Origin of the sequence: [Actinomadura] parvosata subsp. kistnae, from assembly GCF_900323885.1 — a bacterium.
GTDB lineage: Bacteria > Actinomycetota > Actinomycetes > Streptosporangiales > Streptosporangiaceae > Nonomuraea > Nonomuraea composti.
Genome location: NZ_OOHJ01000022.1, coordinates 1581735 through 1604424, shown reverse-complemented (window position 1 = coordinate 1604424; position 22690 = coordinate 1581735). Strand labels below are relative to the sequence as shown.

The 22690-nt window shown below is 72.4% G+C and carries 19 protein-coding genes; 8 read left to right on the top strand and 11 right to left on the bottom strand.

The window, feature by feature from the left end; all coding sequences use genetic code 11:
- Positions 1 to 54: 54 nt before the first annotated feature.
- From KIS93_RS49970 to KIS93_RS49955, 4 genes are read right to left on the bottom strand one after another with little or no spacing between them, the layout of a single operon-like run.
- Positions 55 to 732, bottom strand: a complete 678-nt coding sequence (locus KIS93_RS49970; protein WP_080042292.1) for a DUF998 domain-containing protein — start codon at positions 730 to 732, stop codon at positions 55 to 57.
- On the bottom strand, positions 729 to 1940 hold the full coding sequence (locus KIS93_RS49965) for a glycosyltransferase (RefSeq protein ID WP_080047172.1): 1212 nt from the start codon (positions 1938 to 1940) through the stop codon (positions 729 to 731). Before KIS93_RS49965 ends, KIS93_RS49970 begins: the two co-directional genes overlap by 4 nt.
- Before the next feature lie 55 nt (positions 1941 to 1995).
- On the bottom strand, positions 1996 to 2808 hold the full coding sequence (locus KIS93_RS49960) for a DMT family transporter (RefSeq protein ID WP_206068474.1): 813 nt from the start codon (positions 2806 to 2808) through the stop codon (positions 1996 to 1998).
- A gap of 36 nt (positions 2809 to 2844) precedes the next feature.
- On the bottom strand, positions 2845 to 3462 hold the full coding sequence (locus KIS93_RS49955; RefSeq protein WP_080042291.1) for a DedA family protein: 618 nt from the start codon (positions 3460 to 3462) through the stop codon (positions 2845 to 2847).
- A 389-nt stretch (positions 3463 to 3851) separates the two neighbouring features.
- On the opposite strand from KIS93_RS49955, the gene KIS93_RS49950 reads away from it, so the two are divergent.
- Both KIS93_RS49950 and KIS93_RS49945 read left to right on the top strand, forming a co-directional pair.
- Complete coding sequence (locus KIS93_RS49950) at positions 3852 to 5003, top strand: sensor histidine kinase (protein WP_155128432.1); 1152 nt, start codon at positions 3852 to 3854, stop codon at positions 5001 to 5003.
- A gap of 41 nt (positions 5004 to 5044) precedes the next feature.
- Positions 5045 to 6094, top strand: a complete 1050-nt coding sequence (locus KIS93_RS49945; protein WP_155128430.1) for a DUF1700 domain-containing protein — start codon at positions 5045 to 5047, stop codon at positions 6092 to 6094.
- Here the strand turns inward: KIS93_RS49945 and KIS93_RS49940 are convergent.
- The 3 genes from KIS93_RS49940 to KIS93_RS49930 all read right to left on the bottom strand — a co-directional run bounded on the left by KIS93_RS49940 (position 6002) and on the right by KIS93_RS49930 (position 8781).
- Positions 6002 to 6643 carry a VC0807 family protein gene (locus tag KIS93_RS49940; protein ID WP_080042287.1) on the bottom strand — a complete coding sequence of 214 codons (642 nt, stop codon included), beginning with the start codon at positions 6641 to 6643 and terminating at the stop codon, positions 6002 to 6004. The two genes, KIS93_RS49945 and KIS93_RS49940, sit on opposite strands and share 93 nt — an antisense overlap.
- A 214-nt stretch (positions 6644 to 6857) precedes the next feature.
- Positions 6858 to 7532, bottom strand: coding sequence for a leucine efflux protein LeuE (gene leuE, locus KIS93_RS49935; RefSeq protein ID WP_080042286.1), 675 nt, complete (start codon positions 7530 to 7532; stop codon positions 6858 to 6860).
- 52 nt (positions 7533 to 7584) lie between these two features.
- On the bottom strand, positions 7585 to 8781 hold the full coding sequence (locus KIS93_RS49930; protein WP_080042285.1) for a serine hydrolase domain-containing protein: 1197 nt from the start codon (positions 8779 to 8781) through the stop codon (positions 7585 to 7587).
- 91 nt (positions 8782 to 8872) lie between these two features.
- Between KIS93_RS49930 and KIS93_RS49925 the strand changes: the two genes are divergently transcribed.
- Both KIS93_RS49925 and KIS93_RS49920 read left to right on the top strand, forming a co-directional pair.
- Positions 8873 to 9739, top strand: a complete 867-nt coding sequence (locus tag KIS93_RS49925; RefSeq protein WP_155128428.1) for a TIGR03619 family F420-dependent LLM class oxidoreductase — start codon at positions 8873 to 8875, stop codon at positions 9737 to 9739.
- 61 nt (positions 9740 to 9800) lie between these two features.
- A complete protein-coding gene (locus tag KIS93_RS49920; protein ID WP_080042284.1) occupies positions 9801 to 12863 on the top strand; it encodes an AfsR/SARP family transcriptional regulator in 3063 nt (1020 codons plus the stop codon).
- Here KIS93_RS49920 and KIS93_RS49915 read toward each other — a convergent pair.
- Genes KIS93_RS49915 through KIS93_RS49900 form a run of 4 tightly spaced genes read right to left on the bottom strand, consistent with a single transcriptional unit; the run spans position 12836 to position 16680 of the window.
- Positions 12836 to 14401 (bottom strand): CocE/NonD family hydrolase, encoded by a 1566-nt coding sequence (locus tag KIS93_RS49915; RefSeq protein WP_080042283.1) that lies wholly within the window; start codon positions 14399 to 14401, stop codon positions 12836 to 12838. The two genes, KIS93_RS49920 and KIS93_RS49915, sit on opposite strands and share 28 nt — an antisense overlap.
- Entirely contained in the window at positions 14398 to 15264 is an 867-nt protein-coding gene (locus tag KIS93_RS49910) for an ABC transporter permease (protein WP_080042282.1), read from the bottom strand. The genes KIS93_RS49915 and KIS93_RS49910 overlap by 4 nt, the downstream gene beginning before the upstream one ends.
- Positions 15261 to 16172 (bottom strand): ATP-binding cassette domain-containing protein, encoded by a 912-nt coding sequence (locus tag KIS93_RS49905; protein WP_080042281.1) that lies wholly within the window; start codon positions 16170 to 16172, stop codon positions 15261 to 15263. Before KIS93_RS49905 ends, KIS93_RS49910 begins: the two co-directional genes overlap by 4 nt.
- Before the next feature lie 37 nt (positions 16173 to 16209).
- Entirely contained in the window at positions 16210 to 16680 is a 471-nt protein-coding gene (locus tag KIS93_RS49900) for an Lrp/AsnC family transcriptional regulator (RefSeq protein WP_080042280.1), read from the bottom strand.
- Between the two features lie 94 nt (positions 16681 to 16774).
- Between KIS93_RS49900 and KIS93_RS49895 the strand changes: the two genes are divergently transcribed.
- From KIS93_RS49895 to KIS93_RS49880, 4 genes are all read left to right on the top strand, one after another.
- The gene (locus KIS93_RS49895) at positions 16775 to 17449 is read left to right on the top strand and encodes a nitroreductase family protein (RefSeq protein WP_080042279.1); all 675 of its coding nucleotides are present in this window, start codon (positions 16775 to 16777) and stop codon (positions 17447 to 17449) included.
- 89 nt (positions 17450 to 17538) lie between these two features.
- Positions 17539 to 19368, top strand: coding sequence for a M14 family metallopeptidase (locus KIS93_RS49890; RefSeq protein WP_222107926.1), 1830 nt, complete (start codon positions 17539 to 17541; stop codon positions 19366 to 19368).
- A gap of 298 nt (positions 19369 to 19666) precedes the next feature.
- Entirely contained in the window at positions 19667 to 21250 is a 1584-nt protein-coding gene (locus tag KIS93_RS49885; RefSeq protein ID WP_186404877.1) for a chitinase, read from the top strand.
- On the top strand, positions 21247 to 22689 hold the full coding sequence (locus KIS93_RS49880; protein WP_080042278.1) for a carbohydrate-binding protein: 1443 nt from the start codon (positions 21247 to 21249) through the stop codon (positions 22687 to 22689). The genes KIS93_RS49885 and KIS93_RS49880 overlap by 4 nt, the downstream gene beginning before the upstream one ends.
- Position 22690 lies beyond the last annotated feature (1 nt).

Genomic DNA, 22690 nt, shown 5'->3' with positions numbered 1-22690 from the left:
GGCGGCGGTCGAAGTGTGTCAGGCGGGCGAAGTGTGTCAGGCGGGCGAAGTGTGTCAGGCGGCCAGCCGCTCCTGGCGCTCGTGCTCGGTCTGGGTGGGTGCGGTACGGGAGGGCTCGCTCTTCGCGGCGGCCCGCCCGGGGAAGGCGGCCAGCGCCATGGCGATGAGCAGCGCCATCTCGGCCAGCACGACGCCCCGCTCCAGCATCCCGTAGTACGCGCCGCCGTTGACCAGCGAGGAGGTGATGGAGGCCGGGTGGGCGGCCAGGTAGACGGCGAGCGTCACCCCGGCGGCCACGCTGATCGCGCGCACCGCGTTCCAGCGGGGCGCGGCCGTGCGGCCCCGGGCGAGGATCCAGCCGGCGACCGGCAGCGAGGTGAACACGACGGCCGCCGACCAGCGGTGGATCTCGCCGGACACGCTGCCGATCTGCGAGGTGCCAGGGTCGGTCGGGAAGATCGCGCTCATCATGAGCCCGGCCGCACCGGCCACGAGCAGCACCCGGGTGGGCGCGGTGCGGGCCGGGTCGACGGTGGTCAGCCCGTACGCCAGGCCGAGGCAGGCCACCGCCAGCGCCAGCATGCCGATCAGGACGGGCAGCATCCCGCCGGGCACCAGCGCGTAGTCACTGAGCAGCACCTGGGTGGGCAGCGCCACGTCCGCGTACGCGAGCGCGCCGGCCGACACGAGCGTGCCGATCACCGTGCTCCAGACGCTCTGCCTGGGTGTCATCGCATCACCTCGTCGTAGATCCGCTCGAACCGGGCGAGGGACGCCTGGTCGTCGTGGGTGAGCGCCAGCTCCCTGCTGGCCTTGCCGAGCCGGGCGCGCAGGCCGTCGTCGGCGAGCACGTTCGTCAGGTGCCGGGCCAGGGAGACGACGTCGCCCGGCTGGTAGAGGTAGCCGTTGTCCTCGACGAGGTGCGGCAGCGCCATCGCGTCGGCGGCCACGACGGGCAGCCCGGAGGCCATGGCCTCCAGCGTGGCGATGCTCTGCAGCTCGGCGATGCCCGGCATGGCGAACACGTCGGCGGCGGCGAAGGCCTGCGGCATGTTCTCGTCGGCCACGAAGCCGAGCATGAAGACCCGCTCGCTGACGCCGATGCGCCTGGCCAGCCGCTCCAGCTCCTCCCGCTGGTTGCCCTTGCCGACGAACGCGACCTGGGCGTCGGTCTCGTTGAGCACGAGCGGCAGGGCGCGGACCACCTCGTCGAGGCGCTTCTCCTCGTCGAGGCGGCCGACGAACAGGATGGTGGGCCGGTCGGGCAGGCCGAACATCTTGCGCGCCCACGCCTTGGGCTCGGAGTGCGGGTGGAACCTGGTCAGGTCGATGCCGCAGGAGACCGGCTCGACGCCGCGGCCGAAGCCCTGGTCGGCGAGCAGCTTGGCGGCCAGCGGGGTGGGCGTGGTGATGTGGTCGGCGCGGTTGAAGACGCGGCTGAAGTCGCGCCAGGCCAGCCGGCCCGCCTTCTCCCGCAGCCGGGCGGGGATGTGGGCGAACTGGAAGAGGTTGTCGGGCATGAAGTGGTTGGTGGCCACGATGGGCACGCCGGCCCGGCGGGCGGCGGCCATGGCGGCCCGGCCGACCACGAAGTGGCCCTGCGTGTGCAGGACGTCGGGCTTGATGATGGAGACGAGCCGGTCGAGCCTGGTGGGCACGGTGACGCGCATGGTGGGGTGGACCAGCAGCGGCGCGGAGCGCAGCCGGTGCACGACCACGCCGTCGCACACCTCGGCGCTGGCGGGGCCCTGGTCCGACTGGCAGACGACGTGCACCTCGTTGCCGCGCGCGGCCAGGCCGGTGGCCAGGCGGTGCGTGAAGTAGGCGGCGCCGTTCACGTCGGGCGGGTAGGTGTCGGAGGAGATGAGGACGCGGCGCGGCCGGTCGGGGGCGGGGGAGAGGGTGGCACGCTCGGGGACGCTGTGCAGGGGCATGGCCATGGTGGTGAACTCCGATTTCATGGGTGGCTTGGGGAGAGCCGTGACCTGGGGAATGTCAAGCGGGGTCGTTGTGGGCCTCCAGCGGGCTGGTCCGCGCCAGGGCGACGGTGCCCACGGCGGTCAGCAGGGCCGCCGCGACCGGCAGGATCCCGGTCGGCAGCGGCTCGCCCAGCAGCAGCGCGCCGAACGCGACCGCGGTCAGCGGGTCGGCGATCTGCAGCGAGGCGAAGGAGACGCCGAAGTGCCCGACGGCGTAGGCGCGTTGCAGCATCATCAGCGCGAGCAGCGCGGGCACCGGCAGCGCCAGCAGGTACCACCAGTTCCAGCCGCCGTCCACCAGCACCCGCATGAGGGTGGCGGTGGCGCCGTACAGCACGCCGGAGCTGGTCGCGAGCAGCGCGGCCCGGCCCGCGGGTGAGACGGCCTTGGAGCCGGCCCACAGCAGCACCGCCGCCACCCCGGCCACGCCCAGCAGCGTGAGCACGCCGTTCGGGCTGAGCTGGGTGGGGCCGTCGGACTCGGGAACCAGCAGCACCAGGCCGATCAGCCCGCTCGCCACGACCCCCGCCGCCGTCAGCTCCTTGCGTGACGGCTTGCGGCCGTGCAGCGTGGCGGCGATGGGCAGCGCGAACAGCAGGCTGGCCACGCCCATGGGCTGGACGACGGTCAGCGGCCCGAGCCCGAGTGCGACGATGTGCAGGCCACCACCCGCGAGGATGGACGCGCCGCCGATGAGCCAGCGCGGCCGCCGGAGCAGGGCGAGCAGCCCCGGCTTGGCGGAACCGACGGCCTCGAACTGCTGCAGCGCGGCCCCGAGCGCGAAGAACAGCGAACCGACCAGGGCGATCACCGCGGCCAGCACAGTCATGCGCACTCCTTTCAGACGGATGGTTGCCAGGCAGGGTCAAACGGACGTGTCCGCCGGAAGACGTTCAGAGGAAGCCTTGGTGGCGCGCCGCTTCCTGACCCACCGCACGATCTCCACGACGGCGGTGATGGACAGCGCGATGCCCAGGCCGAGCAGCAGGCCCTTGATGGGGTCGTTCTCGAACGCCATCCCGCCGAAGAAGCCGATCAGCCCGGAGTACACCGCCCACGAGCCGGCCGCGATCGCGTCGAAGAAGGTGAACGAGCGCAGCGGGTGCCGCACGGCGCCCATGGTCAGCGTGGTCGCGGTGCGGCCGCCGGGGATGTACCTGGCCACGACCAGGACGAGGCCGCCGCGCTCGGCCAGGGCGTTGCGGGCCCAGACGAACGCCTTCTTGTCGCGCAGCCTGCCCGCCGACTTGTTGCCGATCAGGTAGGAGATGTGGTCGCCGGCGAACGCGCCGAGCGCGGACACCGCCATGACCAGGGCCAGGTTCGTGTCGCCGGTGGCGGCGAACACCCCGGCCGTGATGACGGCCGTCTCAGCGGGCACGATGGGGAAGAACCCGTCGAGCATCGCCAGGGCGAACAGCGCCAGATACAACCACGGCGAGGACATCACCTGTTCGACGAGGTCGAGTATGGCGTGCGACATGAGCGTTGACTCCGATCGTTAGGGCACTCACACAGCCTTGCTGCGCGTGACGTCCGGGACCATCGGGGATGCCCCCGGTCGAACGCGGCCCTTTCCCCCAGTGCGAGTCAGGGCCGATACCCCTTGAAGGTAGAAACTCCGCAGGTCACGGCACATCGGACGATCGGCACGCACTACCCCTACTTTCGTCGGGGTCGCACCTGCGATCTCCGGATGACACTTACGATCAAACCGGTTCGCGGCGCGGGAATCAGGAGTGGAGATAGGCGCATTCGTGGTGGGGCTAGCCCCACCCTCGCAGGGGACGGCGCTCTACCCCACTTTCGTCAGGGGTGCCACCTGACTTCGGGCGGAGCCGGCCACCCGGGCGCTGCCGATACCGTCGGGGCGTGACGCGTTTTCGCAGGGAGAGCCGCCGCCAGGTGGTCTACGACGTGCTGCTCTTCGTCGTGCTCGCCATCTTCGTCGCCGCCATGGGGCCCGACCCGTTCGGGGATCCGGCGGCGTTCGGCATGGTGACCGTGCCCCGCTGGGGGCTGGCCGCCGCGGCGGTGCTGGTCGGGCGGCCGTACCCGCTGGCCGCGCTGGTGCTGCTGCTGCCGCTGGGGCCGTGGCAGTTCAGCGAGGGGTTCGCGACGGTGGACCTGAGCTGGCTGCTGCCCCGGCGCAACGTGAAGATCCTGCCGCTGCTGGCGACGTCGCCGTTCATCGTCTGGTACGCGTACCTGACCGGGCGGCGGATGGCCAGGGTGTGGCCGGCGTTGCTCGCGTTCTGCCTGATCGCGGTGGTGGGCGTGGCGGTGGTGCTGGCCAGGGGCGGCGACCTGGCCCTGTGGGTGTCCATGATCACGGCGGTGCTCGGCACCTATGTGGTGCCGCACCTGTTCGGGGTGCTGCGGCGCAAGCTGCTGCAGCAGCGCGCGCAGGCCAGGACGTCGGCCGAGGCGCAGGCCAGGCTGCGCGAGCGGGCCAGGATCGCGCGCGAGATGCACGACTCGCTCGGCCACGACCTGGCGCTGATCGCGGTCCGGGCGGCGGGGCTGGAGCTGGCGCCCGGCCTCGCGCCCGCGCAGGTCAAGGCGGCCGGCGAGCTGCGGCTCGCGGCGGCCGACGCCACCGAACGGCTGCGCCAGATCATCGGGCTGCTGCGCGAGGACTCCGACGCGGCGCCGCTGGCCCCGGTGGGGGAGGACGTTCCGGAGCTGGTACGCAGGGCCGCCGACTCCGGCATGTCGATCACCCTCGACCTCGGCCCGGGGCCGGTGCCCGGCCTGGCCCGCGCCGTGGTGCAGGAGGGGCTGACGAACGCCGCCAAGCACGCGCCCGGGGCGGCCGTGGAGGTGTCGGTGTCGCCGCACCGGGTCCGCGTCCGCAACGGGCCGCCCCGCTCGCGGCCCACGGCGCGCTCCGGCGGGCTGGGGCTGACGGGGCTGCGCGAGCGCGTCCGGCTGGCCGGCGGCACCCTCAGCGCCGGGCCGGTGGGCGACGGCTTCGAGCTGACCGTGTCGCTCCCCCGCGAGGGGGAGGCGGATCCCCGGTAGGCGGGAGGGTGCGGGCCGCCGCGCCCGCGAAGCTCAGAGGCATGACACAACCCGCACCCCGCACTCACCGCCCGCCCGGCGTGGCCGCGAGCACCCACCGTCCGTCCGGCGACGCCATGCGCGGCACGGGGTCCGCGCCTGGCTTCGGCCGGCGTGCCGCCGCGATCGTGGCGGTGGCGGCGATGCTGCCCTACCTGACGCTCAAGATCCTCTGGCTGACCGGCAGCTCGATCGGCGTGAGCGAGCCCGGCCTGATGAACGACCCGGCCATGGTCGGGCTCAACGCGATGACCTTCGGCATGGACGCCGTCGGCCTGCTGCTGGCGGTGGCGTTCGCGGCCCGCTGGGGCCTGCGGCTGCCCGCCTGGCTGGTGCTGCTGCCGCTGTGGGTGGGCACCGGCCTGCTGTCGGTGCTGATCGTCAGCATGCCGGTCGTGATCGCGACGTCCGGCCTCGGCGCCTTCGAGGGCGGCCCCATCCAGTCGTGGATCTACCTGATGGTCTACGGCGGCTTCATGGTGCAGGGCATCGGCCTGATGGCGGCCTTCGCCCTGTACGCCCGCGACCGCTGGCCGGCCGCCTTCACCACGGCCACCGGCCGGCCGTTCCCCAGCCTCACCCGGCCGTTGCAGCGGATCCTGGCCTGGGGCGCGCTGCCGGTCGCCACGCTGCTGGGCGGCGTCCGGCTGGTGTGGGCCTTCGACGGGCAGGTGGGGGCGGTGCAGGACGCCCTGAAGGGGGTGCTCGCGATCGCCGGCGCCGCCGCGCTGGTCGTGATGGTGGAGCGCAAGGGCCGGGGCCCGTTCTGGCGCCCGCTGGTGGCGGCCTGGCTGGGCGCGGGCTCCCTGTTCGCCTGGAGCCTCTACGCGCTGATCATCACGTCGGTGGGCGGGCCGCTCTCCGCGGGGGCGGGCGGCCCGGAGGGGCTGGTGGAGCTGTTCGGCGTGCTGACCGGCCTGGTCATGGGGTTGTGCGGGGCGTTCCTGCTGGCCGAGCGCTCAGGCGTGGGCCACGTGGATGCGGTGCAGGAGCCGCTTGAAGGCGATGACCGAGAACGTGATCGCCGTACCGCTGATCACGGCCACCGCTGACGTCCGCATGATCATGAACGCGCCGAGCGAGCCGCCGATCGACTCGTAGACCGCGAGGAAGATGCTCAGCGTGGAGTTCATCAGCAGCACGAACGCCCACAGCAGCGTGATCCTGGCGAAGAACCGGCGCACCCGCTCCTGCTTGAGCACCGCCGACGGCAGGTGGATGTAGTCGAGCGTGAGCTTCTGCACCAGCGGCCTGTTGAGCCGCACGGAGGCGAGGAAGGCCATGCTGATGCAGATCGTGCCCATCTCGGGCTGGATGAAGAACCACATCCAGGTGCCGGTCCAGAACGCCACGATCGCCCGTACGGTGATCGCGAACGCCGCCAGGTACATGGTGGCGGGCACCTTGACCCGCTTGACGAGCCGCCAGGCCACGCCCAGGTAGACCCAGGCGACGGTGAGGGCCAGCGCCCATTTGAAGCCGAGCACCACCATGGCGAGGTAGAAGACGGCGAGGGGGGCGACCACGCCTTCGAGCAGCCGGGGAGCCGCCTGCCGGGCGAGCGCGGTGAGGCGTGGGAGGGTGACAGGTGGATGGTTCAAGGCTGCTCCGCAGATAGGCCGACGATCAGCGTCTACCCGGGCTTCAGGGGACCAGGCATGACCGATGGATCGCACGTTGTCACCGGTGGGTCCGACACCGCCGTCCCGGGAAGCACGCCGGTGGCTTACCGTACCCGAGGCGGAGTGATGAGACTGCCTGTTTTGACGCGTTCCATCTGTGTCCACGAAAACAGCGGGGGCTTGAATGCGTCTTTCATCCGAGTGACGCGGTGGCGAGTTTCGCGCCGAACCCCAGGAAGACGACCCCGACGCCGGACGTGAGGCCGGCGCTGAGGCGGCGGTGGCGGCGGAACTGGGCGGCCAGGAAAGTTCCGCCGAAGATCAGGCCGGTGAGGTAGAGGAAGCTGAAGAGCTGGATGACGGCGCCCAGGATGATGAACGACAGCGCGGGGTTGGCGTAGCCGGGGTCCACGAACTGCACGAAGAACGAGACGAAGAACAGGATGGCCTTCGGGTTCAGCAGGCTGATCGTCAGGGCCTTGCGGAAGGGGCGCGGGCGGCCGTCACCCTTGACGGCGGCCACGGGTGCGGCCACCGGAGCGGTGGCCCCGGCCGCGCGGGCGGAGCGCCACGACTTCCAGGCGCCCCTGAGCATCTGGAAGCCGATCCACGCGAGATAGCCGGCGCCGGCGTACTTGACGATCGTGAACAGCAGCGGATTGGCTTGCAGGAGCGAGGCGGCGCCGGCGGCGGTGAGGAACATCAGCACGGTGTCGCCGACGAAGACGCCCGCCGCCGCCCGGTAGCCCTGGCGGACGCCGTGCTGGGCGGCGTAGGACAGGACGTACAGCGAGTTGGGGCCGGGGAGGAGGATGATCAGGAAGGCGCCCACGACGTAGGCCCAGAAATCCGTGATGCCGAAGAACATGATGCCGCTTGCTCCTGGGGAAGAACTGGTGACATATCACGGTATCGGGCGGTCAGGGCGCGTACCAGATGCCGCCGTACGCCTGCCGGTGGCCGAGCGCCCGGTAGACCGCGTCCACCAGTGCCTGCCCGCGCGGGTTCACGCCGAGCCCGGCGCCCTGCTTGTTCATCGTGTAGCCGAACGCCAGCCGCGCCGCCGGATCGCAGAACCCGATCGAGCCGCCCATCCCCACGTGGCCGAACGCGGTCTCCGTCAGCAGCGCGCCCTCGCTGTCGGGCGCGGGCAGGTGCCGGTTGTCGACCGCCTTGACGAAGCCGAGCGCGAAGTGGGTGGGCGCGAGCAGCACCGCGTCGGTGCCGGCCGAGGCGGTCAGCGCCATGAGCGCCAGGTGCTCCCTGCTCACCAGGTCGCCGCCGCCGAGCGACAGCGGCCGGTACATGCCGGCCAGCCCGCGCGCGTTGGTGATCCCTCCCACGGCCCCGATCTCGGACGCGTGCGCGGCCCTGCTGTCGGACTCGCCGGCCGCCATGTAGCCGCCCTCGTGGGCCAGCACCGCCGCCTGCACCGACGCCGGGTCGCCGAACGCCTTGAGGTAGAACGAGGCCGGCGCCTGCGGCGGGTCGGCGGGCACGGTCGGCGCGACCCGGCCCTCCATTTCCTCCGGCAGCCCCAGCCAGAAGTCCAGCCCGAGCGGCTCGGCCACCTCCTCGCGGAAGAACGTGCCGAGCGAGCGCCCGCTCACCCGGCGCACCACCTCGCCCACGAGATAGCCGAAGGTGAGCGCGTGGTAGCCGTGCCGGGTGCCCGGCTCCCAGTACGGCTCCTGCTCCGCCAGCCGCCCGGCCATGAGCTTCCCGTCGTAGAAGGCGCCGGGCGGCGGCGGCTCGCGCAGCGCGGGCAGCCCGGCCTGGTGCGCGAGCAGGTGCCGGACGAGCGTGCCGCCCTTGCCGCGTACGCCGTACTCGGGCCAGTAGCGGATGACGGGGGCGTCGAGGTCGAGGTCGCCGCGCGAGGCGAGCACGTGGGCGCACAGCGCCGTCGCGCCCTTCGTGCACGACCACACGTGCCCGATCGTGTCCTCCGCCCAGGGGCGGTCTGGCGCGGCCTGCCCGCCCCACAGGTCGACGGCCACCTCGCCGTCGACGATCACGCACACCGACGCGCCCACCTCGCCCCGATGGGCGAGATTCGCCGCGAACTCCTCGCGTACCTGGGCGAACGGAGGATCACACCTGCCATGCACGGTCATTTCCCGAATGCATCACGAAAGTCCGGGCGTGTAAACCGATGACTTTCCGCCCTTGCCCTGGTCAAAAGGTCAGACAAGAAGGGAGCACGACATGGATCTCGGAATCGGCCTTCCCGTGACGGGCCCGCAGACGAGCCCGGAGGAGATCGTCCGCGTGGCCCAGGCGGCCGAGCGCGCCGGGCTGGGCGCGGTATGGACGTACGAGCGCCTGATCCGGCCCGCCGAGCCGTGGATGCTCGGGCTGGAGCAGGTCATCCCGCTGCCCGAGGAGAGCGCCTCCGTCTACGACCCGCTGGAGACGCTCGCCTACCTCGCTGCGAAGACCAGCACGATCCGGCTGGGCACCACCGTCATCGACGCGTTGTTCCACCCTCCCGTCGTGCTGGCCAAGCGGCTGGCCACGCTCGACCGGCTCAGCGGCGGCCGGATGTGGATCGGGCTCGGGCAGGGCTGGATGAAGCAGGAGTTCGAGGCGGCGGGCGTGCCGGTCAAGCGGCGCGGGGCGGGCTTCGCGGAGCACGTGGAGGCCATGCGCGCCTGCTGGGGCCCCGACCCGGTGCGCTTCTCCGGCCGCTACTACTCGATCCCGGAGTCGGGCGTCGGGCCCAAGCCGACGGGCCTGACGCTGCTCGGGGGCGCTGGCGCGCCGGCCGCGCTGGAGCGGGTGGCCGCGCTCGGCATGGGGCTGACCACGGTCGTCTTCGACTGGGACATGCTCGGGCAGACCGTCGAGACCTACCGCAAGGCCGGCGGCCAGGGCCCGCTCGTGGTCCAGGTGAACGGCGTGATCGGCGACCGCCCGCTGGACGAGCGCACCCCGCTGACCGGCTCGGTCGAGCAGGTGGCCGAGGACCTGGCGCGGGTCAGGGCGCTGGGCGCCGACCACGTGCTGTGGCAGCCGATCGGCTTCGACGCGGACGGCCTGGTGGAGCGCATCGCGCAGCTCGGCACGTCCTGACCCGGCGCACTGGTCCGCACCCGGCAAGATGTGACATGTGCGGATATCCATCCTGGGGCCGATGGAGGTCGAAGGGGACGACGGGCCGATCGCGGTCGGCGGGCTGCGCCTGCGCGCGCTGCTCGCCCTCCTGGCGCTCGAAGCGGGCCACACCGTCACCGCCGAGCGGCTGATCGACGCGCTCTGGCCGGACGAGCCGCCCGCCAACGGCCCCAACGCGCTCCAGACGCTGGTCCGGCGGCTGCGGGTGGCGCTGCGGCCGTACGAGGTGGTCGAGAGCAGGCCCGGCGGGTACGCGCTGGCCGTGGCCGACGACGACGTGGACGCGCTGCGCTTCCGCCGCCTGGCCGCCAAGGGGGACGGCCTCGACCTGTGGCGGGGGCCCGCGCTCGCCGACCTCACCGCCGTCCCCCGGCTGGCGAACGTGGCCGCCACGCTGGAGCAGGAGCGGCTGGCCGCCGTCGAGACGCGGGCGGAGACCCGCCTCGCGGCCGGCCTGCCGGTCGACCTGACGGCGGAGGTGGCCGCGCACCCGCTGCGCGAGCGCCTGTGCGCGCTGGCCATGCGGGCGCTGGCCGCCGCCGGGCGGCAGGCCGAGGCGCTGGAGCTGTTCGAGCGCACCCGCCGCACGCTCGCCGACGAGCTGGGCGTCGATCCCGGCGCCGAGCTGCGCGCGGCCCATCTCGCGGTCGTGTCGGGGGAGGGCGCCCCGGTACGCAGGCCCGTCCGGCACAAGGGCAACGTGCGAGCGCCGCGCACCAGCTTCATCGGCAGGGAGGCCGAGCTGGAGCAGCTCCTCGCCCTGCTCGGCCGGGCGGAGCTGGTGACGCTGGTCGGCCCGGGCGGCGCCGGGAAGACGCGGCTGGCCACCGAGGTCGCGCTGCGGATGGACGGGCTCGACGGGGCGTGGATGGTGGAGCTGGCCCCGGTCAGCGAGCCCAGGGACGTCGCGGGCGCGCTCCTCGACGCGCTCGGCCTGCGCGAGGACCGGCCCCGCTACCACGAGGGGGACCAGCTCACCCACCAGGTGGCCGAGGACCTGGTCGCCGAGGACCTGGTCGTCGAGGCGCTGGCGGGCCGGCGCGCGCTGCTCGTGCTGGACAACTGCGAGCACGTCGTCGAGGCCGCCGCCGGGCTGGCGGAGCGGCTGCTCACCGGCTGCCCCGGGCTGCGCGTGCTGGCCACCAGCCGCGAGCCGCTGAGCGTGCCGGGCGAGCACCTGGCCCCGGTCCCGCCGCTCGAACCGCCGCCCGTGGGCGCCGACCCCATGCGGGCGGCGGCGTTCCCGTCGGTGCGGCTGCTGCTCGACCGGGCCGGCGCGGCCAATCCCGCCTTCGCGCTGGACGAGGGCAATGTGGCGGACGTGGTGGCGCTGTGCAGGCGGCTGGACGGCATGCCGCTGGCCATCGAGCTGGCGGCGGCACGCCTGCGCACCATGACCCCCCGGCAGCTCGCCGACCGGCTCGACGACCGGTTCAGGCTGCTGACCGGCGGCAGCAGGACGGCGCTGCCGCGCCAGCAGACGCTCAGGGCCGTTGTCGAGTGGAGCTGGGACCTGCTCGACGACGAGGAGCGGGTGCTGGCCAGGCGGCTGGGCGTGTTCGCGGGCGGGGCGACGCTGGAGGCCGTGGAGGAGGTGTGCGGGGGCACGGCGGCCGTGCTGGGCGCCCTGGCCGACAAGTCGCTGGTCCAGGTATCGCCCGAGGGCCGCTACTCCATGCTGGAGACCATCCGCGCCTACGCCGTCGAGCGGTTGGAGGAGGCGGGCGAGGCCGGCACCTACCGGCGGCGGCACGCCGTCCACCTGCGCGACCTGGTCGAGCGCGCGACCCCCGAGCTGCGCACGGCCGCGCAGATCGGCTGGATCGAGCGGCTGTCCGCCGAGCGCGACGACTGCGCGGCGGCGCTGCGCTGGGCCGTCGACGAGCGGGACGCCGAGCTGGCGCTGCGGCTGTGCGCGGGGCTGAACTGGTTCTGGTGGATGTGCGGCTACCGGCGGGAGAGCGCCGTCTGGGCCAGGCAGGTGCTGGACCTGGTGGGGGAGACGCCGCCGCCCGGCCTGGCCGGGGCGTACACGGCGTGCATGTTCGCCTGGGGCGTCGACCGGTTCGGCTCGATCGTCAACGACAAGGACGCCATGCGCGAGCTGTGGCAGCGGATCGAGGGCCTGGTCGACCTCGCCGAGCGGGAGGGCCCCGTGCACCCCATGCTCCGGCTGAGCAAGGTCGTCATGGCGTACGCGGCCGGGCACGAGGAGCACGCCGCCGCGCTGCTCGACGCGTACGTGGCCGGCGACGACCTCTGGCTGGCCAGCTCCGCCCTCATGATCGGCGCCAGGAACCACGACGAGGAGCGGCTGGAGCGGGCGGTCGCCGGGTTCAGGAAGCTGGGGGACCGGTGGGGGCTGACCGAGGCGCTGCTCGGCCTGGCCGCCGCCCGGGCCACCCGTGGCGCCCCGACCGGCGATCTCGTCGCCGAGGTCTGGTCGCTCACCAGCCGGTGGGTCAGCGCCGACGAGGCCGTCTCCACGCTGATCCGGCTGGCGGACCTGCGCACCATGGCCGGTGACCTGGACGGCGCGGGCGCGGACCTGGCCAGGGCGCGGGCCGAGGTGGACGACGAGGCGAGCGCGTTCACCCTGATGCAGCTCGGCCAGGCCGAGGCCGCCCACGCCTGCCGCACCGGCGACCTGGAGCGCGGGCTGGCGCTCTACCGCGACCTGTTCGGCCTGCTGCCGGAGGTGGTGCCGATCGTGCAGTTCGCGGCCTCGCTCAGGGCCGGCTACGGCCGCGCGCTGCTGTGGAGCGGGGATCGGGAGGCGGCGCTGGCCGAGCACCGCCTGGCCCTGGAGACGCTGGGCGAGGTCAACCAGGACCGGCCGCTGCTGTCGGGGACGCTGGCCGGGTTCGGGCTGATCGCCCAGGCCGGCGGCGACCAGGAGCGGGCCGCCGTGCTGTTCGGGGCCGCCGCGGCGATCCAGCCGCACGACACCTCGCCCGAGACCGAGCGGGGCGTGCGGACGGCCAGGGCCGCGCTGGGCGAGGAGCGCTTCGGCGCCCGCTTCGCCGAGGGCGCGGCCATGCCCCTGCCGGAGGTCTACGCGATGGTGGGCAGCATGGCGTAGGAAGGGGCGTGCACGGTCGTGGTGCCCTTCTCCGGGTTCCTGCCGAACCGGGAGAAGTTGGAGCCCGCCACGTCGATCCTGATCCGGTGGCCGGGCAGGAACGCGTTCGCGATCGCGCCCAGCCGCACCGTCACCTCGCGCACCTCGCCGGGGGCGAGCCCGTCCACCCGGGTGATGCCGTCGGTCAGCAGCTCCGCTCGTCCCGACGGGTGCACGTCGATCAGCTTGACGGCCAGGTCGGCGGAGGCGGCGGTCGAGCTGACCCGCGCGACCAGCTCGACCTCGCCGGTGACCTCCACGCGCTCCTTGAGCGGCTCCGTGCGGTAGCGCAGGACGTCGGCGCGCTCGTCCAGGGGACGCTGGTCGAGCGGGCCGTAGGCGTCGAACGACATGATCGCGCCGCCCACCGTCGGCACCGGGTCGCCCGGGTCGGCGGCGAAGCTCCAGGCGCCGCCGGTCGCCGGCTCCTCCGTGAGCGTGCCGCCCGGGGCCAGGTGGTACGGGACGCGGCGGGCCCGCGCGATCGGCCAGTCCGCCTCCTCGTGCCACTCGTCGTCGCCCATCACGAAGATCTTCACCCTGGCCCGGTCGCGCAGCGGCTCCCCGCGCAGCCAGTGGCCGAACCAGTCGAGGTGCACGGCGGTCCAGTCGATGGCGTCCTGGCTCGCCTGATCCCCGTAGTCGCGCCCGCAGATGTCGCGGTCGTGGCTGAAGTGCGTCCACGGGCCGACGACCAGCCGCGAGTCGCCGCGCAGCCGCTCGTAGTGCCCGATCGAGGCGTCGCGGAAGTAGTCGTACCAGCCGGTGCTGACCAGGGCGGGCACCTCGATGCGGGAGTGGTCCACGACGCCGGCCCGCCACAGCGGGGCGAGCGGGTCCGGGTTGTCCATCCATTCGGCGTACATGGGGACGAGGTCCTTCAGGAGGGGCTGGTCGCCGAGGGGCAGCCTTGCGTACAGCTCGTCGAGCCGGGCGAGCGCCGCCAGGTACTCCTGCTTGTCCCGCGGCGTGGCCGCGCCCCTGGCGATGCGCCGGTCGAGCTCCAACGGGCCCAGCACGATCGCACTGATCGTCAGCATGATGTTCAGGTTGGGGATGCCGCCCGGCTGGTAGACGCACTCGTACAGGCCGCCGGGGCACACGTGCGGCGCGATCGCGCGCAGGCCCTCGGGCCGCTCCTGGGCGGCGAGGAGCTGGGTGATGGCCAGGTACGAGTCCCCGAACATGCCGACGTTCCCGTCCGACCACGGCCGGGTGGCCGCCCACCGGACCGCGTCGTGGCCGTCCTCGGCCTCACCGGCGATGAACCGGGACGCGCCGTCCGAGTCGCCGCTGCCCCGCACGTCCTGCGCCACGACCGCGTACCCGGCGGCCACCAGCCGGGGCACGTCGAGGTGGTAGCCCGGGCCGGTCAGGCCCCGGCCGTAGGGGGTGCGCGACAGCAGCACCGGGAAGGGGCCCGGCCCGGCCGGCCGCCACACGGTCGCGACGAGCCGCACGCCGTCGCGGGTGGTCATGGTCTCGGTGGTCTCGATCATCGGACTCTCCTGTTGTAGGCACGGAGGGCGAGGGGGAAGAACAGGGCGAGCAGCCCGGCGGACCAGCCGAGGGTGATCCACACGTCGGCCGCCGCCAGACCGCCGCCCATGAGGCCGCGCAGGGCGCCGGCCAGGTGCGAGACAGGGTTGACGCCCATCCACCAGGTCAGCCAGCCCGGCATGTCCGTGGCCGGCACGAACGCGCTGCTGCCGAACGTGAGCGGCAGCAGCACCGCCGTGGCCGCGCCCTGCATCGAGGTGACGGACTTGGCCACCAGCCCGATCCAGGCCGAGCCCCAGCTCAGCGCCATGGTCATGAGCAGCACCAGGCCGATCCCGGCCAGCGCCGGGAGCGGGCCCGCCGTGACGCGGAAGCCGACGGCGTACCCGACGGCCAGCGACATGGCGATGGTGACGAGCATCGTGAGCAGGTCGGCCAGGATGCGCCCCACCAGCGGCGCGGACCTGGCGATCGGCAGGGTCCTGAACCGGTCGAAGACGCCGTTGCCGATGTCGGTGGCCAGGTTCATGCCGGTGGTGATCGTGGCCATCAGCGCGACCTGGACGAGCACGCCGGGCAGCATGTACGCCACCGCGCCCGCCCGATCGCCCCCGGCCGCCCCGCCGAACAGGTACACGAAGATGACGATCATGAACACGGGCTGGAACAGCAGCCCGAGAAGCTGGCCGGGGTTGTTCCGCAGCGGGACGAGGCTGCGCCAGGCGAGCGTCAGCCCCTGCGAGAGCGCGGCCGTCATCCGGGCGGCGGTCATCGGGGAAGCGGTCATCGGGTTGGCCGTCGTCGGGGAAGCGGCCGTCGGGGAGGCGGCCGTCGGGGAAGCGGTCGTCGGGTTGGCGGTCATCGGGGATCTCCGGTGAGGGTGCGGAAGACGTCGTCGAGGGAGGGCAGGCGCAGGGCGTGCTCGGCGAGCACGATGCCCGCGTCGTCGAGCTGCCGCAGCAGGGCGGGCGGCCGCGCCAGGTCGTGGACCGGCAGGGTCAGCAGCCCGTCGGCGGCCCGCACGCCGAGGATGGCCTCGGCCTTCTGCAGGTCCCCGGCGTGCAGGGGGCGGACGTCGAGCCGGTGCCCGCCCGCCAGCGCCTTGAGCTCGGCGGGCGTGCCCGACGCGGCCACCCGGCCCCGGTCGATGACGAGCAGGTCGTCGGCGAGCTGGTCGGCCTCCTCCAGGTACTGGGTGGTCAGCAGCACGGTCACGCCGTCGGCGGTCAGCTCCCTGACGACCTCCCACAGCTCGCCGCGCGCGTTGGGGTCGAGGCCGGTGGTGGGCTCGTCGAGGAAGAGGATGCGCGGCCGGGCGACCAGGCTCACGGCCAGGTCGAGGCGGCGGCGCATGCCGCCCGAGTAGCCGCCGGCCGCCCGGCCGCCCGCCTCCTCCAGGCCGAAGCGGGCCAGCAGCTCCCCGGCCCTGGCGCGGGCCGCCGCCCTGGACAGGCCGAGCAGGCGGCCGATCAGCACCAGGTTCTGGACGCCGGTCAGCTTCTCGTCCACCGAGGCGTACTGGCCGGTCAGGGCGATGACCTCGCGGATCCTGCCCGGCTCTCGGGTCACGTCGTGCCCGGCGACCAGGGCCCGCCCGGCGTCGGGGGAGATCAGGGTGGCGAGGATGCGGACGGCGGTGGTCTTGCCGGCCCCGTTCGGGCCGAGGACGCCGAGCACGGTGCCGGTCCTGGCCTGGAGGTCGATGCCGTCGAGCGCGGCCTTGTCGCCGTACCTCTTGGCGAGCCCTTCGGCTTCGATCGCGTACGTCATGCCAGGTACGGTGCCGGGCCGCCCTGGCATCGGCCTGTCAGGGACCTGTCAGCGGCAGCACACGGTGCGGCACCACCGTGGACAGCGTGATGACGGTGGTGCTGCGCCGCACGCCGGGGATCGCCAGCATCCGGTCGATGACCTGCCGCAGGTGCTCGTGGTCGCGGGCCGCGACGCGGCACAGCAGGTCGCCGGGGCCGGTCACGATGTGGGCCTCCAGCAGCTCGGGGATGGCCTCCAGGGTCGTGGAGATGGTCTCGCGGGCCGCCTGCTCGACCTCCAGCGTGGTGTACGCCTGCACCGGGTGGCCGAGCGCGGCGGGGGAGAGCACGGGGCCGAAGCCGGTGATGACGCCGTCGGCGGTCATGCGGTCGAGCCTGGCCTGCACGGTGCCCCGCGCGACCCCGAGCAGCCGGGCGATCTCCAGCAGGCCGCTGCGGGGGCGCTCGGCGATCAGGCGGAGGACGGCGCGGTCGAGGTCGTCGAGGCCGTGGCGGCGTGCCGGCATATTCGTCTCCAAAAGTGGACTTTGGCTGTCGATCTGACAGCACGCGGAGGGCGCTGTTGTCAGATCGGGCACCCGGGCCGAGACTTCGGATCCTATGGAGCATCGACACCCGTTCGTCCCCTACGCCCAGCGGCGCCACGCGCCCGAGGAGATGGTCCGGCGCGGCGAGGAGTTCCACCGGCTGGTGGAGCGGCGGCGCAGCGTGCGGCAGTTCAGCCCGGAGCCGGTGCCGTACCGGTGCGTGGAGCTGGCCGTGCGGGCGGCCAACACCGCGCCGTCGGGGGCGCACCGGCAGCCGTGGAAGTTCGTGGTCATCGGCGACCCGGAGACCCGGCGGCGGGTGCGCGAGGCGGCCGAGGTCGAGGAGCGGCAGAACTACGAGGGCGGCCGGCTGCCGCCCGAGTGGCGGGCGGCGCTGGAGCCGCTGGAGACCGGCTCCGACAAGGGCTACCTGGAGGTGGCGCCGTGGCTGGTGGTGTGCTTCGCCGAGAAGTACGGGCTCCGCGCCGGCGGCGAGAAGGTCCGGCACTACTACGTCAACGAGAGCGTCGGCATCGCCTGCGGCCTGTTCATCACGGCGTTGCACGTCATGGGGCTGTCCACGCTCACGCACACGCCGAACCCGATGGCCTTCCTCAGCGAGATCTGCCACCGCCCGCCCAATGAGCGGCCCTACATCCTGTTCCCCGTCGGGTACGCCGCCGAGGGCGCCGAAGTGCCCGATCTGGTCAGGAAACCTCTGGACGAAGCCCTGATCCCATGTCCGTAAATTTGGGCCTTTCCTAGGTCGTCCTTCCTCATCACTCTCAGTTCAGGCGCGAGTCAGCAACCCCATCCGGCGCGCCTGAGGAGGACGAGGTGAAACACCGTTTAGTCATCCTGCTGGCGGCCCTCAGCCTGATCAGCCTGACCGGCATGACGGGCGCGGGCGCCACCGCCGAGCCACCGCCCAACAAGCAGTACCGCGTGTCCGGCCCGGCCGACGCCCGGCAGCGCAGTGCGGTGGCGGCCACGGGAGCCGCGATCGAGGAGGTGGCCACGGACTCCGTCCTGGTCACGGCCACGGAGGCCGAGGTGTCGGCGATCAGGCGGCTCGGCTACCGGGTGGCGGAGGTGCCGCGCCCGACACCCCCGTCCGTCGACGCGTTTGACTTCCCGCCGGCGGACTCGCAGTACCACAACTACGCGGAGATGAACGCGGAGATCGACGCCCTGGCCGCGGCCCATCCGTCGATCTTCTCGATCCAGCCCGACTACGGCACGTCGTACGAGGGCAGGGGCCTGCGCCTGGTCAAGATCAGCGACAACGTGAACACGGACGAGAACGAGACCGAGGTCCTGTTCACCGCGCACCAGCACGCCCGCGAGCACCTCACGGTCGAGATGGCGCTGTACATCATGCACCTGCTCACCGACAACTACGGCACCGACTCCCGGATCACCAACCTGGTGAACACCAGGGAGATCTGGATCATGCCGGACCTCAACCCGGACGGCGGCGAGTACGACATCGCCACGGGCAGCTACCGCTCCTGGCGCAAGAACCGCCAGCCCAACGCCGGCTCCTCGGCCGTCGGCACCGACCTCAACCGCAACTGGGCCTACAACTGGGGCTGCTGCGGCGGCTCCTCCGGGACGACGTCGAGCGAGACGTACCGGGGCGCGAGCGCCGAGTCGGCGCCCGAGGTCAAGGCGGCGGCGAACTGGGTGCGCAGCCGCGTGATCGGCGGCACCCAGCAGATCAAGGCGCACATCGACTGGCACACCTACAGCGAGCTGATCCTGTGGCCCTACGGCTACACCTTCAACGACACCGCGCCCGGCCTGACCCAGGACGACCGGGACGCGCACGCCACGCTGGGCCAGAACATGGCCTCCACCAACAACTACACGCCCGAGCAGGCCAGCGACCTCTACATCACCGACGGCACGATCGACGACTGGATGTGGGGCGTCTACAAGATCTTCAGCTTCACCTTCGAGATGTACCCGACCGGCTCGAACCCGGGCTTCTACCCGCCGGACGAGCAGATCGTCCCCCAGACGACCCGCAACAGGGAGGCGGTGCTGCGCTTCCTGGAGTACTCCGACTGCGTCTACCGCATCATCGGCAAGGAGGCCCAGTACTGCGGCACCGGCAACCCGCCGATCACGGTCTACTCCGACACGTTCGAGACGGCCACGGGCTGGACGGTCAACCCGGCCGCCACCGACACCGCCACCCTCGGCCAGTGGGAGCGCGGTGACCCCGAGGCCACCACGTCCAGCGGCGCCAAGCAGCTCGGCACCACGGTCAGCGGCACGAACGACCTGGTCACCGGCCGCCTGGCGGGCTCGTCCGCGGGCGCGAACGACATCGACGGCGGCGTCACCTCGATCCAGTCACCGCCGATCACCCTGCCGGCGACGGGCGCGCTGAACCTGTCGTTCTCGTGGTACCTGGCGCACGGCTCGAACGCCTCCAGCGCCGACTACCTGCGGGTGCGCGTGGTCGGCAACACCACCGCCACGGTGCTCAACCAGGCCGGCGCGGCCTCCAACCGCAACGGCGCCTGGGCCACGGCCTCGGCGAGCCTGAACGCGTTCGCCGGCCAGACCGTCCGCATCCTCGTCGACGCCGCCGACGCCTCAGGGGCCTCCCTGGTCGAGGCGGGCATCGACGACGTGAGGATCACCCAGCAGCCATAGCCGTCCCCCATCACTCCGCCGCACGGGATTCCGGCCCTCGTGCGGCGGAGTCGTGTTTTGGGTCGTGTTTGGGTCTTGTAAGCGTCCGGTGTCAAAGCTACGATCGCGACAACTCTTAGGAAACTTTCCTAAAAGTAATCATCAATCGGACAAAACCTAACAACCGCTGCAAGGTTACTCGCGCCGACACCCCCCAACGGCCCGTGCCATCACCTCCGCGGGCCGTGCCGTACGGCTTGCGCTCTCACCCCCCGGCGCAAGCCGTACGGCACGCACAACCCCCCTGAAGGAAGAACCCGTGAGATTACGCGCGATCCTCCTGACCCTGGCGACCCTCGCACTCGGCCTCCCTGCCCTCCCCGCACAGGCCCTCCCCGCACACGCCGCCGCAGCCACCGCCACCTTCGTCAAGGTGTCGGACTGGGGCTCCGGCTTCGAGGGCAAGGTCACCGTCACCAACGGCACCACCACCGCACTCCCGTCCTGGAACGTGCAGTTCGACCTGCCCGCCGGCTTCACCATCCCCTCCGCCTGGGACGCGGTGATGACCAGGAACGGCCAGCACTACACCTTCACCAACCCGAGCTGGGCCTCCCCCCTCGCGCCCGGCGCGAGCGCGAGCTTCGGCTTCAACGGCAGCCCCGGCAACTTCCCCGGCATCACCGGCTGCACGCTCAACGGCGCCTCCTGCGGCGGCGGCACCACGAACCCGGGCGTGCCCGGCGCCCCCGGAGCCGTCAGCTCCACCACGACCGGCAGCTCCATCACCCTCACCTGGGGAGCCGCCACCGGAACGGTGACCGGCTACCGCGTCTACGAAGGCACCGCCGTCAAGGCCACCACCACGGCCACCACGGCGACGATCGGCGGGCTCGCCGCCTGCCAGACGCACACCTACACGGTCAAGGCGTACAACGCGCAGGGCGAGTCGCCCGGCCAGGACGCCACCGCCACCACCACGGGCTGCACCGGCGGCGACGGGACGCTGCCCCGGCACTTCCTCACCGGCTACTGGCACAACTTCGTCAACCCCGCCGTCGAGCTCAAGCTCTCGGCCGTGCCGGACGAGTACGACCTCGTCGCCGTCGCGTTCGGCGAGGCCACGTCCACCGCCGGAGAGGTCGTCTTCTCCGTGGACCCGGGGCTCGCCGGCGCGGTCGGCGGCTACACCGACGCCCAGTTCAGGGCCGACGTCCAGGCCCTGCACCAGCGCGGCAAGAAGGTGATCCTGTCCGTCGGCGGCGAGGCGGGCCGCGTGCAGGTGGCCAGCGCCGCCGCGGCGACCAGGTTCGCCGACTCCGTGCACGCGCTGATGCAGAGCTACGGCTTCGACGGCGTGGACATCGACCTGGAGAACGGCCTCAACGCCACCTACATGGCGCAGGCGCTGCGCTCGCTGCGCGCCAAGGCCGGCTCCGGGCTGATCATCACGATGGCCCCGCAGACCATCGACATGCAGTCGACCGGGATGGAGTACTTCAAGCTCGCCCTGTCCATCAAGGACATCCTCACGGTCGTCCACACCCAGTTCTACAACTCCGGCTCCATGCTCGGCTGCGACCAGGCCCAGGCGTACACGCAGGGGACGGTCAACTTCATGACCGCCCTGGCCTGCATCCAGCTCGAGAACGGCCTGCGCCCCGACCAGGTGGCGCTGGGCCTGCCCGCGGGGCCGGGCGCGGCGGGCGGCGGCATCGTCGCGCCCTCCCTCGTCAACCAGGCACTCGACTGCCTGGCCAAGCGCACCGGTTGCGGGACCTTCGTGCCGCCGCGCGCCTACCCCGACATCAGGGGCGCGATGACGTGGTCCATCAACTGGGACGCGAGCAACAACTGGTCGTTCTCCAAGACCGTCAAGCCCCACCTCCAGGGAATGCCATGAAATTTCGTAGCAAACTCACCGCACTGGTGGCCGGCGTCACCCTCGCGCTGACCGGCGCCGGGCTCGCCACGAGCGCACCCGCCGCGAACGCGGCGGTGCGGCAGATGGCCGCCGCCTGGGCGCCATGGACGTCCTACGCCATCGGCGCCGTCGTCACCTACAACGGCGTCGACTACACCTGCATCCAGGCGCACACCTCCCAGCCCGGCTGGGAGCCGCCGAACGTGCCCGCCCTGTGGAAGCAGGGCGGCGGCGGTGGCGGCGGCAACGACACCACGGCCCCGTCGGTGCCCGGCAACCTCCGCTCGACCGGCGTCACCTCCAGCAGCGTCTCCCTGGCCTGGAACGCCTCCACCGACAACGTCGGCGTCACCGGCTACAACGTCTACCGCGGCGGCACCCTCGTCACGACGGTGACCGGCACGTCCTACACCGACACCGGCCGCGCCGCGAGCACCAGCTACACCTACACCGTCCGCGCCCGCGACGCCGCCGGGAACCTGTCCGGCACCAGCAACTCGGTCACCGCGACCACCTCGCCGGGCGGCGGAGGCGGGGAGAACCCGACGAAGATGGCCGGAGCGCCCTACCTCTACATGGGCTGGGGCAACCCGCCCAACCCCGGCACCGTCATGGACGCGACCGGCGTGAAGTCGTTCACCATGGCGTTCATCCTGTCCAGCGGCGGCTGCACCCCCGCCTGGGACGGCAACCGGCCGCTGACCGGCGGCGCCGACCAGCAGGCCATCAACACGATCAAGTCGAAGGGCGGCAGCGTCCAGGTCTCCTTCGGCGGCTGGCAGGGCAACAAGCTCGGCCCCAACTGCTCCACCCCGCAGGCGTTCGCGAACGCGGTGCAGCAGGTCATCAACGCCGTCGGCCCCGCCGTCGTGGACTTCGACATCGAGAACACCGACGAGTTCGAGAACTACACCGTCCAGGACCGCATCCTGAACGGCCTCAAGATCGTCAAGCAGAACAACCCGAACGTCAAGGTCGTCGTCACCTTCGGCACCACGACCAGCGGCCCCAACAGCCACGGCGTCCGGCTCATCAACCAGTCGAAGGCCCTCGGCGTCCCGATCGACAACTACACGATCATGCCGTTCGACTTCGGCAGCTCCAACATCTACCAGGACACCGTCAACGCCTCCGAGGGCCTGAAGAACGCGCTCAAGAACGCGTTCGGCTGGACCGACGCGCAGGCGTACGCGCACATGGGCATCTCCGGCATGAACGGCCTGTCCGACCAGCAGGAGATGACCTCCACCGGCACCTGGACGCAGATCCGCGACTGGGCCAGGTCGAAGGGCCTGACCAGGCTCGCGTACTGGGCCGTCAACCGCGACCGCCCCTGCCCCGGCGGCGGCGTGGTGTCGAACTGCAGCGGCATCGCGCAGCCCGACTGGGAGTTCACCCGCATCACCGCGGGCTTCTGAC